We start from the raw sequence: 15,792 nt of genomic DNA on the forward strand, positions 1-15,792 counted from the left end.
TGTGTAAAAAAGGGGGAGAAAAAATGAAAACTTGGCAATATGCACTAATTGTTTTTTTAGGTGGATGCTGCTATGGGGTGTTGTCTACATTTGTCAAGCTTGCTTATGCAGCAAATTTTTCGGTGACAGTAGTAACTGGTAGCCAATATTTATTTGGGGTATTACTTACCTGGGTGTTAGTTTTGTTTACAAAGAAGCAAAAAATAACTTTAAAGCAAGCTTTCAGACTACTATTATCTGGAATTCCGTTTGGTTTGACTGGTGTATTTTATTATCAAGCGCTACAGACGCTAAATGCATCACTAGCAATCATTTTTTTATTTCAATTTGTTTGGATCGGAACGCTTTTCGAGTGGATTTTCAATAAGAAAAAACCAACAAAAGGGAAAATCACCTCAATTTGCATTCTTATAATTGGCTCACTTCTAGCAGCAGGCTTAATTACAAAAAGTGAAGTTGTACTATCTTTGCAAGGGTCTGTTTGGGGGCTACTTTCGGCTTTGACGTTTACAACTTTTATATTTCTAAGCAGTTCTGTCGGAAAAAATACTCCACCTGTCATGAAAAGTGCTTTCTTATCTACTGGTGGATTAATGGTCGTGCTTATAGTATATCCACCAATGTTTCTATTTGATTTGCCTGTCTTAATGGGGATAGCGCCATATGGTTTATTACTCGGCTTGTTTGGAGTTGCTTTACCACCACTTTTATTCTCAATTGGAATGCCTCATATCGGGCCAGGGCTTGGCACAATCTTAACTGCCTCTGAGCTTCCAGTAGCTGTAACATTATCTGCATTAATCTTAGTTGAGTATGTAAGTTTTTCACAATGGCTCGGAGTTGTCATCATATTAATTGGGATTGCCTCGAGCAATTTGACACGAAAAGATAGAACAGAATCCGTTAGTATACAAAAGAAATCCGTTTCGTGATGGAGCAGTGCCCTTATGGGTACTGCCCTTTATTGTTACTGATATCTTTTTGAAAAACAACAACCTCTATATCTTCATTCACATTATTCAACAGTAGATTTCAAATTCATTCTATTTACCTTCCCCATTATTCGTTTTTATCTTCATGTTTATAAATAATAACGATCGTTTAGGAAAACCTATTCTTAAAAAAGAAGACAGGAAGTAAAACAATGACAGAAAACCCAGAGACACACAACAAGACTTTATGCATGAGTGAATACGACGTATTGAAACGAGTAATCCTTTGTCAGCCACAATACATGACGATCCGCGAAGTAATTAATGAGACGCAGGAGCATTTTAAGAATGAAGGTATCCATATTGAACGTGCGCTCGAACAGCACGGGGAATTTGTCAAAACACTAAAGAAAAATGACATCGACGTTATATTATTGCCTTATCATAAAAAGTATCCTGAGCAGGTCTTTACTCGGGATATTGGATTTACATTAGGGCAAACAATCTTTGTTGCTAAGATGGCAACGGATATTCGTGCAGGAGAAGAAAATGTTTTAAAACAATGGCTAGAAGATGAAGAAATCTCTTATTATAATTTAGCAGAAGAACGGATTGAAGGCGGAGATGTTGTGATTGATCGAGAAACAATTTACGTAGGCTTGAGCAATCGGACGGACCAAAGAGCCGTTGAACAATTACAGCGTCTTTTAAGTCAATTCAATGTTATTCCCATCCCATTTAAGGAAAAATACCTGCATTTAGATTGTGTATTCAATGTAGTTTCATCTGAAGTTGCCCTTATTTATCCAAATGCCTTAACGAAAGATGACATCGAACTTTTTGCTTCACGATATGAATTAATTGAAGTGTCGGAAGAAGAACAATTTCAACTGGGAACAAATGTATTGAGTATTGGCAACAAACGGGTATTAAGTTTGCCGGTCAATAGGAATGTAAACAAACAGCTTCGTAACCGAGGATTTGAAGTTATAGAAGTGGATATCACAGAAATCATTAAATCTGGCGGCTCCTTCCGCTGCTGTACACTCCCAATCTTACGAGAAATGTAAAAATAACTACATAAACAACCTACAGACCGCTACAAGGTGAGGTTGTTTTAATTTTTAACTATATGTATGAAGAATTTGAGCAATTTAAATAAACGGTGGATTAATGTTTTCTCTACTTCATTTAATTTAGAAATTTTTATTTCGAACTAAAATTCTCTGTACATTAAAAGGCCCAAACCTTTGATACACAAAGGTTTGAGCCTTTTTAATAGATGACCTGTGAGGGACTTGAACCCCCGACCCCCACCCTGTCAAGGTGATGCTCTCCCAGCTGAGCTAACAGATCGTTTGATGAAGTATAGATATTATTATACTTGTCTAAAATAATTTGTCAATAGGTTTTATTTTTCACAAAACTGGAACGTATATTCTAATTTTCTTGAATAAAGAACATAAGTTCGCATATAATAAGAACAAGAAGATGCAATTTGCATTTAAACAGAAAGTGGTGAAACTTCATGAGTCATTTACTAACGAAATCTCTAAATGAGCAGATTCCTGTTGAAATGATTTATATTTCTTCTTCCAATCAAATTACACAACGAAAAATTATTGTGAAAGAAATAATCGGGTCAAAAATCCGAGCATATTGCTATTTACGAAAGCAAACTCGTATTTTTAAGTCAGAGCAGATTTTATCCGTGATGCCCGTACGGACATTTCAACGAGAAATTAGCTAAAAAGGAAGCTCTCATTCAAATCGAGAACTTCCTTTCTTTGCATTAATTAGTTTGCCATTTCTGGTTTTGCTTTACCTTTTCCTTTAACAAAAAATTGTAAAGCAACTAGGATCAGAAATAACACCATTCCGATAACATCGGACATTCCCTCAGGATAAATCAACATGAGACCACCGACAACCCCAAGAATTCGTTCTAGCCAGTGTAACTTTCTTTGCCAGAATCCGATAATCCCTGAACCAATGGCCATCATACCAGCAATCGCTGTAAAGACAATCCAGATTAGATGATACCAAACCGTATCGATCATCAGCAATTCTGGTGAGAGCACAAACATATATGGAATGATGAATGCGGCTATCGCCAGCTTTGCCGAGTTGACCCCTGTTTTGATCGGTTCTCCTCCTGACACCCCTGCTGCAGCAAACGCTGCTAATGCAACTGGAGGCGTTATGTCTGCGACGATTCCGAAATAGAATACGAAAAGGTGAGCAGATAAATCAGGAACTCCTAGTAAAATGATAGCTGGAGCTGCGATCGTAGATGTGATGACATAGTTTGCTGTAGTTGGTGAACCCATTCCTAGTACAATACAGGCTACCATTGTCAGCATTAAAGTTGGAATTAAGGCACCGCCTGCTAAGTCTAATAAACCATTCGCAAGCTTTAATCCTAAGCCAGTTTTTGTCACGACTCCGACGATAATCCCCGCTGCGGCAGTGGCTGCAGCAACGCCAAGGGCCGTTCTTGCGCCATCTACTAGTGCATTAATCATATCTTTAAAGCCAATTCGAGTTTCCTTACGAATCGCACTTACTAAAATCGTGATCACGATCGACCAAAGAGCAGCACGCGTGACACTCATTCCAGTCATTAAAAGAACAATAACTGCTAATATCGGTGTTAATAAATAGATCTTCTTCAACACTTCTTTACGATTTGGCATTTCTTCTTTCTTTAAGCCTCGTAATCCAATTCGCTTTGCTTCAAAGTGTGTCATGATCCAAATTCCAGTAAAGTATAATAGCGCAGGAATCGCAGCAGCTTTAGCGATTTCCCAATACGTAATTCCACCGATAAATTCCACCATCAAGAACGCAGCTGCTCCCATGATTGGTGGCATTAACTGGCCTCCTGTTGAAGCAGCTGCCTCAACTCCACCAGCAAATTCTTTCTTATAACCAAGCTTTTTCATCATTGGAATGGTAAATGATCCGGAAGTAACAACGTTTGCCACAGAACTTCCGCTAATGGTTCCTTGCAAGGCACTGGAGAAAATCGCAACCTTCGCTGGACCACCTGTTTGCTTTCCTGCAATCGAAACAGCTAAGTCATTAAAATATTGTCCTACTCCCGTTTTCACTAAAAATGCTCCAAATAATAAGAACAGGAAAATAAATGTAGCGGACACGCCTAATGGTGTTCCCAAAATCCCTTCTGTTGTATAGAACATTGTTTGAATTAAACGTTCTGGTGACAACCCTCTATGTGCTAAGAAACCAGGCATTTGTGGTCCATAAAGAGCATATAACAAAAAGAGTCCTGCGATAATCGTAATCGGCATTCCAACAGCTCGCCTCGTTGCTTCAAGTACGAGTAGCACCGCTGCAACCCCAACATAAAAGTCTAACTGTGTAATAATTCCGACCCTTGAAACTAAATCATCGATCATCAGTGGCCAGTAAGCACCAACGACGATGGCGGCAATCGCCAAAACGATATCGTACCATGCTGGTTTTGTTTGAATTCCACGATTTTTCTTTCTTGCTGGAAATAGCAAGAAGATAAGAGATAAAGCAAATCCTAGGTGGATAGAACGCTGTAATTGAGCCGTTAACACACCAAAGATTCCCGTATACAACTGGAATAATGAAAAGGATAATAACCCAAGAAAAACGATCCACTTAAATATTCCACTTAAATTTCTCGTATTCGATTCAGGATCATATTTTTCTAGTAATTTCTGTTGTTCTTCCTGTGACAATGTTTCCCCATTATGACTCAATGATGTTCACTCCTTTCAATTGCTGAATAACGCTCAGCTTCCTCATTTTAATACGCACCCATGTCCCTGGTTCTATATAGTCTGAAAGAGAATATTCATTGGACTGAAAGATCACTCGATGATTTGCTCGAACCTGACCGGTGCGAAGATCAATATAAGGAAAAGTTTGTTTCATATTTCTTATATAATATTTCCCATCAATCTCTTCAAAAGTCTCACCTTCTGAAGCATTAGACGGCATTCCGATTGCAAAATCTTCGAACATCAATTCATATTGTTGAATATTCCCATTTTTTATAATCTTGTAACTTTCGAGAACGTCAGAAAGATGGATCGAATGGGTATATTTAATTTTAAAAGCTTGTTCCTTTTTTAAAGGGATGTAGGCAAGTACTTCTTTTGTATTTTCGTATTCAAATACGAGTACCTGCTTAAATGGAATGAATACAAGAATTGTGATGAACAAAATTATGAGGGGTACTAAAAAGATGATACCTTTTCTGTGTTTCTTTTTCACGTAAACCCCACCTATAAAATGGTGTCTTTTTTAGAGAAAACTGTTCTCTAAAAGATAAGTTGACCGGCTAATGAACCTCGAAAAGAGATTATACAGCCGGTCATTTTTTAAATTATTTGAAGCTGCTAAACAAAGTCCTATTTAGCTTTAGTATCCTTTTTCATCAAAATACTTTTGAGCACCTGGATGAATCTCGATACCAGTACCTTCTTTAGCTTTAGCAGGATCAATTACTTCCGCTTTTGCATGTTGTACTTTATCTAAGTTCTCAAAGATGGCCTTTGTAATTTGATAAACAGCATCTTCAGACAAACTATCCACAACTGCAAGCATGGCTGAAACCGCAACCGTTGGAACAGGATCTGCTAAGCCGTAAGTTCCAGCTGGGATTTCATCATTGACATAGTATGGATATTTTTCCTTTAATGCCTCAATCTTGTCTTCGTCAAGTGGCACGATAACAACATCTGAAGTAGCTGATAAACCTTCAACAGCACCAGCAGGTGAACCTGCTGTAACAAATGCAGCGTCAATTGCTCCATCTTGGATTCCATCAGTAGATTCAGCGAAATCAAGATCTTGCTTTTCGATGTCGTCAATCGATAATCCATACACTTCAAGAATTTGTTCTGCGTTTAACGCAGTTCCTGAACCAGGAGCACCGATGGAAACTTTCTTACCCTTTAAATCTTCAACAGATTTAATACCTGTTTTTGCAGTCGTAACAATATGGATGGTTTCAGGATATAATGTACCAATTGCTTGGACATTTTCTACTGCATTTCCTTCAAACATCGCTTTTCCTTCCGCTGCGTAAGAAGCAATATCAGTTTGTGTAAAGGCAATTTCTGCATCACCATTTTTTAATGTTGTCATGTTTTCAGCAGAAGCACCAGATGTTTCTGAGTTTGTATCAATACCAGTTTCTTCTTTAATAATACTCGCAAACGCCCCACCTAGTGGATAGTATGTACCACCAGTTCCACCTGTTAAAATACTCATGAAATCTGGAAGATCTGCGTTTTCTTCACCAGCTTGATCACCTGAATCCGTTCCACCATTATCAGTGCCATTACCTTCTTCACTGTCTCCACCACCACATGCGGCTAAAAACATTGATAACGCCAACATTAAAACTGTCAGTAAAAGAAATTGCTTCTTTTTCATTCGTTTTCCCCCTTTTTTTATTTAGAGTTAATCGATTTTATTTTATCACAGAATTATCTATTATTGTCAACTTATATAACACACCCCCCTCATGATCCAGCTCTAATTCTTTTAAAAATGTATTTCTCTATCAGCTATGGTACAATTTTCTGTAATTACTTCTGAATTGTTCAAGGTAAAAAAAGGAGGGACTCGCATGGAATTTGCCAAAGGGAGAATTACAGAAATTTCATTTGAGAGTAAGGAGTTACATGAAACGATTCCAATCTTAATTTATCTACCAGCATCATTCTCCCCTTTATATAAATATACATTAGTCATTGCACAAGACGGAAGAGATTACTTCCAGCTTGGTCGTATTGGAAGAACAACTGAAGAACTTCTAAAGAATGGAGAGATTGAAAATATCATTGTTGTCGGAATCCCCTATCATGATGTAAAAGACCGACGCAAAAAGTATCATCCAAATGGAGAGCAAAATGAGGCATACATACGTTTTCTTGCTAGAGAGCTTGTGCCCTTTCTCGACGAACAGTTTCCTACCTATCAAATGGGCCAAGGGCGTGCGTTAATCGGAGATTCGCTTGCTGCAACTGTCTCATTAAGAGCGGCATTAAAATTCCCTCATACATTTGGAAAAGTGATGCTGCAGTCACCATACGTCAATGAAAAGGTCTTAGAAGAAGTGACAAATTTTGACCAGCCTCATTTACTATCGATCTATCATATCATTGGCAAGCAAGAGACTGAAGTGAAAACAACAGCAGACAAAATAGAAGATTTCCTCACTCCGAATCGGGATTTGAATGTTGTGATTGAAAGTAAAGCCTTTCCATACTTTTATGAAGAATTCGAAGGAAGTCACACTTGGACCTATTGGCAACCAGATCTAAAACGTGCCCTTAAGTTGATGCTTCCTACCTAATTTTTAAATAGAGCAAACATTCTATTTGAGAAATGCCCCCCATTGTTTGCTATAATAAAAATATGAAACGTTTTCAAGAAAATGGTAGTAGCGTATGTTCCTGATAAATGATCAAATTTTGGAGGTTATGCAATGAAATACGGAATTGTTATTTTCCCATCCAAAGCTTTACAAGATAAAGCAAATTCTTTTCGAAAAAGATATGATCCACATTACGCCTTGATTCCCCCTCATATCACGTTAAAAAGTACGTTCGAAGTGAATGATACGGATATCAAGGAAATTGCTGAACAATTACATCAAACCGCACAAAGATTTTCACCTTTTCAAATAAAGGTAACGAAGTTTAGTTCATTTCAACCCGTTAATAATGTCATTTATATGAAAGTGACGCCAGAACCTGAAATTGTCGATCTTCAAGAGGCAGTAACTTCTATCGTTGGCAATAGCACATCTGAATATGCGTTTGTTCCACATATCACGGTTGGACAAAATCTCTCTAATGATGAACATTCAGATGTATTTGGTTCACTAAGACTTCAAGCAGTCAATCACGAAGAAACAGTGGATCGCTTTCACCTTCTTTATCAGCTTGAAAACGGCTCTTGGACCGTATATGAAACATTTCGTTTAGGAAAGGAATAGAGAATCTTGAATTTAATACATGTAACGAATAATGAAGAATTAGAAGAAGTTTATAAAGTTCGAAAAGTCGTTTTTGTTGATGAGCAAAATGTACCTCTAGAAGAAGAAATTGATGATCTTGAAGAAGAATCGGCACATTTTCTTCTTCAGGATGACAGGGAGTCTATTGGTGCTGGACGCTTTCGTGTCGTAGAAGGTTACGGCAAAGTGGAAAGAATTTGCGTCCTCAAACACAAGCGCAAAAGCGGGGCTGGACGAGCCATCATGGAAGGCATCGAAGCATACGCAAAAAAAGAAGGCATCGAAAAACTTAAACTAAATGCCCAAACACATGCCATCCCTTTTTATGAAGGTTTAGGATATGATGTCGTATCAGAAGAATTTCTTGATGCAGGTATTCCTCATAAATCAATGGTGAAATACATTTTTGAACATAAAAGAGCTTAAAAGGCTCTTTTTTTTTATATTTCTCCTTCTTGTTTCTCATACTAATGAATGATTATGATGGGGAATGAGGGAATCTCGTGGATGATTATATACAAATTCTCGTTGAACTGATTCTAGGATATATTGCTCTATTCGTTTTGACCAAAGTAATGGGGAAGACACAAATTACACAAATTACCCCTTTCGACTTTATCTCTGCCTTAATTTTGGGAGAGTTAGTTGGAAATGCTATCTACGATGATGACATTAAATTTCAAAAAGTCATCTATGCTGTCGTCGTTTGGGGGCTTCTCATTTTTTTAACAGAAGTATTAACCCAGAAAAAGAAAGGGCTTAGAAAATTATTAGAGGGACGGCCAACCATTGTCATTCGCAAGGGAAAAATTGATTACGTTGCATTGAAGAAAACGCGCTTAGATATCAATCAACTTCAACATTTGCTTCGCTCAAGAGAGATCTTCTCCATTCGCGAGTGCGAGTATGCCATTTTAGAAACCGATGGCTCCATTAGTGTATTAAAAAAATCTGGCTATTCTAACGTCACCATTCGAGACATGAACCTGCCTCACTCACCGGTCAAGTTGCCCGTTACATTAATTTTAGATGGAGAAATTGAAAAGGATAATCTTCAGTTCATTAAATGGGATGAAGACAAACTTTTATCTGAAATAAAAAAATTGGGATTTCACTCCTCAAAGGAAGTCCTTTATGCCGAATGGCAAGAAGGAGAAGAATTACTTATTCAAAAGTACTAACTTCTCCTAGACTACTTCATTAAAATAACGGCCTTTGCCAGTGAGTTCGCTATAAATTTCTTCGACCATATTTTCTTTTGCTAGCTCCTGAACCGAGGAGCTATTTTTATTTAATCTTTTCCTTAAGTTTTTCCCTTTATCAAGTCTCTTCTCTTCACTTGTGTTGGCTGTAGCTCTTGTTCTCCCAACGGGAAAAATCTGAAACGGATCATAATTCGTTTTTACTTCTCTTTCGGCATACTGCGTATATTGATAGTTCGTTGTAGGAGGGATATAACCCATATTAATCACCTCTTTCAATAAAATTCACGAAAACCTCTTTAGAATATATATACGATTTGTTATGATAAATTTTGTCTGTACTTTATAAAAATGGACATGAAGAAAGTTAGATTAAAGGGGAAAATGATGAGAACAGCTGTATTAGAGAACAAGTTAATCGCCACAGAACAACTAAATAGAGAACATTTTCAATGGGTTCATGATGAAGGAAAAAAAGGGAAGCTCCACTGTCCAATTTGTGGTGACCCTGTTCGCTTCTACTTAGGCATTGAAAAGCAGCCTCACTTTTTCCATATGACCAAACATACAAACTGTCAGGAACCAGAGCTGCCAGAACGCGAATCCACTAAAGATGAAATGGAATACGTAGAGCGGAATGGATTTAAAATTCCCGTTTCCCGCACAATTACAACGGTCCAACAGCAAACAGAGTTCAAATCTCCTCAGCAAGTCAAAACGGCTCCAATATTTATAAAAGAAACGAAAGCTGATCTCTCAACATCTAGTTCTTATATTCAAACCTTGAAAGAACACGGTTTTTCCCTAGATGCCAATCAAATGGAGGCCGTCTCCCATATGGAAGGAGCATTGCTCGTCCTTGCCGGAGCCGGAAGTGGCAAAACGAGAGTATTAACGGCGCGAACAGCCTTCATGATTCAAGAGAAAAATGTCGATCCGCGCTCGATCATGCTTGTCACATTTACCGCTAAAGCAGCACTGGAAATGAAAAACCGTTTAAAACAATATCCAGGCGTCAATCAGCAACAAAGTCAGTCTTTATTGGCTGGTACATTTCACAGTATTTTTTATCGCATTTTGTCTTTTCATGAGCGAAATAAATGGAGTTCTGAAAAATTATTAAAAAAAGAGTGGCAAAAGGAACAAATCATAAAATTGGGTGGTAAGGAGTTGGCGTTAGATGAAAAGGAATTTGCTTACGATCTAGCATTGCAACAAATTGGATTTTGGAAAAATTCATTAGTCCTTCCTTCGCAAATTAAGCCTGAAACCCCATGGGAGGAAAAGGTCGCCTTTCTCTTTCAGTTTTATGAACAGACGAAACGTGAAAAAGGCTTATTTGACTTCGATGATATGCTTCTTGGTTGCTATCAACTTCTTCAAGAGAACCCTTCCCTTCTTGAAAGTTACCAAAAGCGTTTTCGCTATTTCCTTATTGACGAGTTTCAGGATATCAATAAGGTGCAATACGAATTGATTCGCATGCTATCATCTTCGAAAAATATTTGTGCAGTTGGAGATGACGATCAGTCTATTTATTCATTTCGAGGCAGTGACCCTCATTACCTGCTTGATTTTGAAAAAGATTTTCCGAATTCAAAGCTCATTGTCTTAAGTGAAAACTATCGCTCAAGTCATGAAATCGTGACAACAGCTAATACGATCATTAAAAAGAATAAAGAGCGTCGATATAAGGAAATGCATGCCCAATTTTCTTCTGAAAGATCCCCTGTTTTATTCTTCCCTTATGATGAGGAAGAAGAAGCAACCATGATCGTTCAAGATATTCAAGAAAAAATTGAACAAGGCTACGAGCCCCGCGATTTTGCGGTTTTATTTCGAACCAATACAAGCAGCAGGGCGATTTTTGAAAGATTAACCAATTCCAGTCTTCCGTTCAAAATAGATCAGGATGTGGAACCATTTTATGAACGCTTTATCGTCAAAGGAATGCTTTCTTTTCTCAGGCTTGCCTTAAATGAGGATGATCAAGAGGCCATTCGCTCCATCCTTCCCGTCCTTTTCGTGAAAAATAATGTACTCCAGGATTTAAAGGCTGAGAGCATTCTTAACGACTGTTCTTTACTTGAATGTGTCAGTCAATTAAAAACAGGCTTTGCTTTTCAGGAAAAGAAGTTAAAAAAACTAGTTCCTGTCATTCGTTCTTTGCATCAGCTATCACCACTCACAGCAATGGAAATCCTTGAAAAAGAACTAGGCTATGGGGACTTTATTAAGAAAAGAGGCAATGAAGGAAATAAGCTTGACAAGGGTTCTGACGATGTTCGTGATTTAAAGGTTGCCGCACGTGGTTTCAAAACGATTCTTGAGTTTTTAGACCATGTTAACCATATGACAGCGATGAATAAAGAAATGAAGAATATCAGTAAAACACTAAATAATGCTCTTACTTTGAGTACAATACACCGTTCAAAGGGCTTGGAGTATAAAATTGTTTACGTGGTTAGTACAGTCGATGGAAGTCTCCCCCATGATTTCGCACTCGATTCTTTCCGCAACGGTGATCTTGCTCCTTTAGAAGAAGAAAGACGCTTGCTATATGTCGCCATCACTAGAGCAATGGAACAATTATATCTCTCTGTCCCACAAAAACGGCGCAGCAAAAGTGCTCATCCTTCTCGTTTTTTAAGTCCAGTGAAATAGACAAAAGTCGCTCCTATTTTTGAGCGACTTTTTTGTACTATCTCTTGTTAAGCATTTTTGAAATCGTATTGAAGTCCAACTGCTTCCCGTCACTGACAATTGACTTAACAATTTTATCCTCTGTTTCCTTATTTACTGGTTTATTCGCAATTTGTGATACTCTTCTGATCACGTTACGTACCGTTTTTTCATCCTTGAAGTTTGCCCCTTGTAACGAATTAGCTAAGTCAAAGACATCCTTCATATTTACGCCCGTCTTCTTTTCGATATTTTTAAAGAATTGATTATCCATTTTGTGAAACTACGCCTCCTTTTTAAGCTACTTACATTTTATGAATGTAGTTACAGAAGGGTGATATGAAAAGTAAAAGAAAGGCATATTTCATAGATTTATAGATTTCATCCATTTTGCTTAAAAGCTATTTAATAAGCCAGCCACCGTCCACAAGCACATCACTACCTGTCATATAGGATGCTTCATCGGATGCAACAAAAGCAATGACATTGGCAATTTCAGAAGCTTTCCCTATTCTCCCTAGAGCTGTATTTTCCTTAATCGTCTTCACAAATTTCTCATTTTCCAAGCCTTTCTCTGTTAAAGGAGTATCGACAAATCCTGGAGAAACGGAGTTTACTCGAATCCCATATGGAGCTACTTCTAAGGCAAGTGACCTTGTAAAATTAATCACTCCTGCTTTTGCTGCACTATAATGAGGCATAAGAGCACCTGCCTGATGTCCAGAGAGGGATGCTACATTTACAATTGCACGACCCTGTAAACCATTTTCTTCTTTTGCCTTCGTGACCATGAAATTCCCTAATATTTTCGAAACAAGAAAAACACTCCTTAAATTAGCATTTTGAATATAATCCCAGTCATCCTCCGTTGTTTCTAGTATTTTTGAATTTTGCAGACCACCTGCGTTATTTACTAGAATATGAAGATCTCCGAAATGAATACGGACATAGTCAGAAAGCTCTTGTACATCTTCCTCATCTGTTACATCCGCTTGAAAAATTTCAGCCATCGGTATTCTCTTCTTTTGATTAATTTCAGCCGCAACCGCTTCCAACTTAGATTTCGTTCGTCCCACTAATACAACTCTTGCTCCTTCTTCTGCCAGTTTGAGCGCAACTTCCTTGCCAATACCACTTCCTGCCCCTGTAATGAGGGCAATCGTTTGAGAAAATCTCATTTTACCCAGCACCCCTTTTATAACCAATTTTGTATCTCTACTATACTCCTTTCATCAAATTATTCAATTATTTTGCTGAAAATTCATAATATTCATTCGTTAAATACAAATAAAAGAAATGCCGCTTCTGTATGAAACGGCATTTCTTTCTTTTTTCATTAGTTATAGAAGCTAGCGCCTACTACGATTAATAGGATAAATAACACGACGATTAAAACGAAAGATGATCCGCCGTATCCACCTCCGTAACCACCGCCATAGCCATAGCCACCAAAGCCACATCCGAAGCCCATATATGTCACCTCGCTTTATACGGTCTCACTAGTAACATATGTACAGGACTTAAAAAGTGTATAGGCTGTTTAATAGATTCCGCTGATGTAATATGCTCATCCTTTTGGTTTAAAAATTAACGCCCCGATAAAAGCAAAGACAATCGCAGCAGAAATTCCAGAGCTTGTTACTTCAAACATCCCTGTTAACACTCCGATTAAGCCATGTTTTTCAGCTTCTTGTAATGCCCCGTGTACAAGCGTATTGCCAAAATTCGTAATCGGAACAGTTGCTCCTGCACCAGCAAAATCTGCCAATGGTTCATATAAACCTAAGCCATCAAGTATGGCGCCGAAGACGACAAGCAAGCTTAATGTATGTCCCGGCGTTAATTTTGCCACATCAAATAGTAATTGGCCGATTACACAAAAGAGCCCTCCAACCACGAATGCCCAAAAAAACATTGGTAACAAGAAGATAACCTCCTTTTTTTCTTATCCATTCATTTCTATTGATACTGCATGTGCTATACATGGAATACTCTCATTTTGCTGATAGGTTAACGGGGATAACAGCGCTCCTGTCGCTACCATGAGAATTCTTTTATAGGTACCTTTTTGCATTTCATTAAGAAGATGTCCATATAAAACGCTGGCAGAGCATCCAGCTCCACTCGCTCCAGCTTGAACGGGCTGTTCATCGTTATAAATCATTAAGCCACAGTCCTGAAATTTCTCCCATTCGATATTTAAGCCATTTTTTTGCAGTAACTCAAACGTGACCTCTCTGCCTATTTTTGCAAGGTCACCTGTAACAATTAAATCATAATAAGAAGGATCCAAATTGAGATCATTAAAATGAGCAGTAATGGTATCTGCCGCTGCTGGTGCCATCGCTCCGCCCATATTGTAGGGGTCTGTCATTCCTAAATCAATGACTTTACCCAAGGTGGCAGAGGTCGTAACAGGCATCCCTTTTTCATTTTCGTTTTTCTTCACTAATGCAGCCCCGGCCCCAGTCACCGTCCATTGAGCAGTTGGTGGCTTTTGTCCCCCATACTCTGTTGGATAACGGAATTGCTTTTCTGTCGCAGCATTATGACTGGATGCACCAGTTAAGACGTAATCAGCCCCTTGATAATTAATGAAAAAAGAGGCAAGTGCAAGTCCTTCCATTGACGTGGAACAAGCACCAAAGATCCCGATATACGGTAATTGAATTGTTCTTGCCGCCATACTCGAAGGGGTAATCTGATTAATTAAATCACCGGCAATAAAAAATTGTACATCCTCTTTTGTTTTATTGCCTTTTTGAAGAGCTGTTTGTGCCGCTTCTTCCATCAATACACGTTGGGCCTTTTCATAGGAGTCTTCCCCCATCCAAAGATCATCATGAATAATATCAAAGTCTTTTGCCAATTTTCCTTTTGCTTCAAATGGACCAACGGACACTCCAGTAGAGGCGATAACCGGTTTGTTCGGAAACACCCAAGACTGCTTTCCTCTACGCATTAGATCACCCCCCATTTCATGAGTAGGACTTTGATTAATGCGACAATAAAAGCAGAAAAAACACCGAATAGAATGACCGAACCTGCTAATTTAAACATATTTCCTCCTACTCCTAACACGAAGCCTTCTGTACGATGTTCAATAGCTGCCGAGATGACCGCATTACCAAAACCAGTAACAGGAACCGCGCTACCAGCACCTGCAAATTGACCAATATGATCATAAATGCCAAATCCAGTTAGAAGCATGGAGATAAAAACCATCGTTGCCACAGTCGGATTCCCAGCCGTTTGTTCAGTGAAATTGAAGAAATAAATATAAAAATAGGTAATCGCTTGTCCTACTACACAAAAAAGCCCACCAACAATAAACGCTTTTATACAATTTTTTAATACCGGTCTTTTTACTTCATGTTTTTTTTCTAGGGATTGATATTGTTGTTGTTCTTTTGTCTTCTCCCCCATGAACTAAGCCCCTTTCAAGTTAACTCTTTCTTCATTTTGATAATTTCTTGAAGTTTTTTCTCCGCTTTTTCTTGAGAAAAATTCGGATCTTTTAAATTATCTTCAAGCTCCACTGCCTCAAGGAATATCTTATAATCACTTGAGACAATGAAATTTTCATCAGGGTATTTTTCCTCAAGCTTTTTATTCATTCTTTTTTCAATGTCCTTCATATGATATCGATGTAAATGTCTTACTTTATAGGCGACGAGGATATCCTTTTCCCCTTTTAAGACAGAAACATCATAAAGCTCCTTAAACCCTTCAACGTCTTGCTCAATGGACTTGACCAAATCCATTTCCTTTTTTGTATTTCTTTCAAAAGAAAGTGGAGCAGGATTTGTTGTTTTTACTAATGCAATCCCACTTCCCTTCGGTCCATCATTGTTGCATGCACATAAAAACGTGACCATAACGAGAAAATATGTAAGCAGTATTTTCCTCATTCCATCCCCATCCTCTACATCATCTTATATTGTTT

The 15,792-nt window shown here is 38.1% G+C and carries 19 protein-coding genes and 1 tRNA gene; 8 read left to right on the plus strand and 12 right to left on the minus strand.

Going from position 1 to position 15,792, the window contains the following annotated elements:
- Positions 1–23: 23 nt before the first annotated feature.
- A complete protein-coding gene (locus tag BMSHG_RS04210) occupies positions 24–932 on the plus strand; it encodes an EamA family transporter (protein ID WP_019153191.1) in 909 nt (302 codons plus the stop codon).
- Positions 933–1,144: 212 nt separating this feature from the next.
- Positions 1,145–2,002, plus strand: coding sequence for a dimethylarginine dimethylaminohydrolase family protein (locus BMSHG_RS04215; RefSeq protein WP_019153192.1), 858 nt, complete (start codon positions 1,145–1,147; stop codon positions 2,000–2,002).
- A 213-nt stretch (positions 2,003–2,215) separates the two neighbouring features.
- Here BMSHG_RS04215 and BMSHG_RS04220 read toward each other — a convergent pair.
- Positions 2,216–2,288 (minus strand) — tRNA-Val (locus BMSHG_RS04220).
- A 172-nt stretch (positions 2,289–2,460) separates the two neighbouring features.
- Here BMSHG_RS04220 and BMSHG_RS04225 point away from each other — a divergent pair.
- Positions 2,461–2,682 carry a hypothetical protein gene (locus BMSHG_RS04225; protein WP_019153193.1) on the plus strand — a complete coding sequence of 74 codons (222 nt, stop codon included), beginning with the start codon at positions 2,461–2,463 and terminating at the stop codon, positions 2,680–2,682.
- Positions 2,683–2,728: 46 nt separating this feature from the next.
- Here BMSHG_RS04225 and BMSHG_RS04230 read toward each other — a convergent pair whose 3' ends face one another.
- From BMSHG_RS04230 to BMSHG_RS04240, 3 genes are all read right to left on the minus strand, one after another.
- Entirely contained in the window at positions 2,729–4,687 is a 1,959-nt protein-coding gene (locus BMSHG_RS04230; RefSeq protein WP_019153194.1) for a TRAP transporter permease, read from the minus strand.
- Positions 4,677–5,204 (minus strand): DUF1850 domain-containing protein, encoded by a 528-nt coding sequence (locus BMSHG_RS04235; protein WP_019153195.1) that lies wholly within the window; start codon positions 5,202–5,204, stop codon positions 4,677–4,679. Before BMSHG_RS04235 ends, BMSHG_RS04230 begins: the two co-directional genes overlap by 11 nt.
- Before the next feature lie 147 nt (positions 5,205–5,351).
- The gene (locus BMSHG_RS04240) at positions 5,352–6,371 is read right to left on the minus strand and encodes a TAXI family TRAP transporter solute-binding subunit (RefSeq protein ID WP_019153196.1); all 1,020 of its coding nucleotides are present in this window, start codon (positions 6,369–6,371) and stop codon (positions 5,352–5,354) included.
- 196 nt (positions 6,372–6,567) lie between these two features.
- Here BMSHG_RS04240 and BMSHG_RS04245 point away from each other — a divergent pair, with 196 nt between their 5' ends.
- The 4 genes from BMSHG_RS04245 (at position 6,568) to BMSHG_RS04260 (ending at position 9,143) form a co-directional block, all read left to right on the plus strand.
- The gene (locus tag BMSHG_RS04245) at positions 6,568–7,296 is read left to right on the plus strand and encodes an alpha/beta hydrolase (protein ID WP_019153197.1); all 729 of its coding nucleotides are present in this window, start codon (positions 6,568–6,570) and stop codon (positions 7,294–7,296) included.
- Positions 7,297–7,428: 132 nt separating this feature from the next.
- Positions 7,429–7,941: a YjcG family protein gene (locus BMSHG_RS04250; RefSeq protein ID WP_019153198.1), complete on the plus strand. Its 513-nt coding sequence runs from the start codon at positions 7,429–7,431 to the stop codon at positions 7,939–7,941.
- Positions 7,942–7,947: 6 nt separating this feature from the next.
- Entirely contained in the window at positions 7,948–8,388 is a 441-nt protein-coding gene (locus BMSHG_RS04255; protein ID WP_019153199.1) for a GNAT family N-acetyltransferase, read from the plus strand.
- 77 nt (positions 8,389–8,465) lie between these two features.
- Positions 8,466–9,143 carry a DUF421 domain-containing protein gene (locus BMSHG_RS04260; RefSeq protein WP_019153200.1) on the plus strand — a complete coding sequence of 226 codons (678 nt, stop codon included), beginning with the start codon at positions 8,466–8,468 and terminating at the stop codon, positions 9,141–9,143.
- A gap of 6 nt (positions 9,144–9,149) precedes the next feature.
- On the opposite strand, the gene BMSHG_RS04265 is transcribed toward BMSHG_RS04260, so the two are convergent.
- Positions 9,150–9,425, minus strand: a complete 276-nt coding sequence (locus tag BMSHG_RS04265) for a hypothetical protein (protein WP_019153201.1) — start codon at positions 9,423–9,425, stop codon at positions 9,150–9,152.
- A gap of 126 nt (positions 9,426–9,551) precedes the next feature.
- Here BMSHG_RS04265 and BMSHG_RS04270 point away from each other — a divergent pair, with 126 nt between their 5' ends.
- Positions 9,552–11,828: a UvrD-helicase domain-containing protein gene (locus tag BMSHG_RS04270; protein WP_019153202.1), complete on the plus strand. Its 2,277-nt coding sequence runs from the start codon at positions 9,552–9,554 to the stop codon at positions 11,826–11,828.
- A gap of 37 nt (positions 11,829–11,865) precedes the next feature.
- Here BMSHG_RS04270 and BMSHG_RS04275 read toward each other — a convergent pair whose 3' ends face one another.
- The 7 genes from BMSHG_RS04275 to BMSHG_RS04305 form a co-directional block, all read right to left on the minus strand.
- Positions 11,866–12,120, minus strand: a complete 255-nt coding sequence (locus BMSHG_RS04275; protein ID WP_019153203.1) for a stage VI sporulation protein F — start codon at positions 12,118–12,120, stop codon at positions 11,866–11,868.
- A gap of 127 nt (positions 12,121–12,247) precedes the next feature.
- On the minus strand, positions 12,248–13,024 hold the full coding sequence (locus tag BMSHG_RS04280; protein WP_019153204.1) for an SDR family NAD(P)-dependent oxidoreductase: 777 nt from the start codon (positions 13,022–13,024) through the stop codon (positions 12,248–12,250).
- Between the two features lie 158 nt (positions 13,025–13,182).
- Positions 13,183–13,317 carry a YjcZ family sporulation protein gene (locus tag BMSHG_RS27355; RefSeq protein ID WP_019153205.1) on the minus strand — a complete coding sequence of 45 codons (135 nt, stop codon included), beginning with the start codon at positions 13,315–13,317 and terminating at the stop codon, positions 13,183–13,185.
- A gap of 96 nt (positions 13,318–13,413) precedes the next feature.
- On the minus strand, positions 13,414–13,770 hold the full coding sequence (spoVAE, locus tag BMSHG_RS04290; RefSeq protein WP_019153206.1) for a stage V sporulation protein AE: 357 nt from the start codon (positions 13,768–13,770) through the stop codon (positions 13,414–13,416).
- A gap of 21 nt (positions 13,771–13,791) precedes the next feature.
- Positions 13,792–14,808, minus strand: coding sequence for a stage V sporulation protein AD (spoVAD, locus tag BMSHG_RS04295; protein ID WP_019153207.1), 1,017 nt, complete (start codon positions 14,806–14,808; stop codon positions 13,792–13,794).
- Positions 14,808–15,272 (minus strand): stage V sporulation protein AC, encoded by a 465-nt coding sequence (gene spoVAC / locus BMSHG_RS04300; RefSeq protein WP_019153208.1) that lies wholly within the window; start codon positions 15,270–15,272, stop codon positions 14,808–14,810. The genes spoVAD and spoVAC overlap by 1 nt, the downstream gene beginning before the upstream one ends.
- A 14-nt stretch (positions 15,273–15,286) precedes the next feature.
- A complete protein-coding gene (locus tag BMSHG_RS04305; RefSeq protein WP_019153209.1) occupies positions 15,287–15,757 on the minus strand; it encodes a YhcN/YlaJ family sporulation lipoprotein in 471 nt (156 codons plus the stop codon).
- Positions 15,758–15,792: the final 35 nt, after the last annotated feature.

It is taken from the genome of Robertmurraya massiliosenegalensis JC6 (genome assembly GCF_000311725.1).
Classification (GTDB): domain Bacteria; phylum Bacillota; class Bacilli; order Bacillales; family Cytobacillaceae; genus Robertmurraya; species Robertmurraya massiliosenegalensis.

What these genes read in the sequence shown, in the direction of transcription:
- BMSHG_RS04265 (WP_019153201.1), bottom strand. Translation starts at nt 9,425, where the DNA reads ATGGGTTATATCCCTCCTACAACGAACTATCAATATACGCAGTATGCC.
- spoVAD (WP_019153207.1), bottom strand. Translation starts at nt 14,808, where the DNA reads ATGCGTAGAGGAAAGCAGTCTTGGGTGTTTCCGAACAAACCGGTTATC.
- BMSHG_RS04240 (WP_019153196.1), bottom strand. Translation starts at nt 6,371, where the DNA reads ATGAAAAAGAAGCAATTTCTTTTACTGACAGTTTTAATGTTGGCGTTA.
- BMSHG_RS04245 (WP_019153197.1), top strand. Translation starts at nt 6,568, where the DNA reads ATGGAATTTGCCAAAGGGAGAATTACAGAAATTTCATTTGAGAGTAAG.
- BMSHG_RS04215 (WP_019153192.1), top strand. Translation starts at nt 1,145, where the DNA reads ATGACAGAAAACCCAGAGACACACAACAAGACTTTATGCATGAGTGAA.
- BMSHG_RS04280 (WP_019153204.1), bottom strand. Translation starts at nt 13,024, where the DNA reads ATGAGATTTTCTCAAACGATTGCCCTCATTACAGGGGCAGGAAGTGGT.
- BMSHG_RS27355 (WP_019153205.1), bottom strand. Translation starts at nt 13,317, where the DNA reads ATGGGCTTCGGATGTGGCTTTGGTGGCTATGGCTATGGCGGTGGTTAC.
- BMSHG_RS04225 (WP_019153193.1), top strand. Translation starts at nt 2,461, where the DNA reads ATGAGTCATTTACTAACGAAATCTCTAAATGAGCAGATTCCTGTTGAA.
- BMSHG_RS04250 (WP_019153198.1), top strand. Translation starts at nt 7,429, where the DNA reads ATGAAATACGGAATTGTTATTTTCCCATCCAAAGCTTTACAAGATAAA.
- BMSHG_RS04210 (WP_019153191.1), top strand. Translation starts at nt 24, where the DNA reads ATGAAAACTTGGCAATATGCACTAATTGTTTTTTTAGGTGGATGCTGC.
- spoVAC (WP_019153208.1), bottom strand. Translation starts at nt 15,272, where the DNA reads ATGGGGGAGAAGACAAAAGAACAACAACAATATCAATCCCTAGAAAAA.
- BMSHG_RS04305 (WP_019153209.1), bottom strand. Translation starts at nt 15,757, where the DNA reads ATGAGGAAAATACTGCTTACATATTTTCTCGTTATGGTCACGTTTTTA.
- BMSHG_RS04275 (WP_019153203.1), bottom strand. Translation starts at nt 12,120, where the DNA reads ATGGATAATCAATTCTTTAAAAATATCGAAAAGAAGACGGGCGTAAAT.
- BMSHG_RS04270 (WP_019153202.1), top strand. Translation starts at nt 9,552, where the DNA reads ATGAGAACAGCTGTATTAGAGAACAAGTTAATCGCCACAGAACAACTA.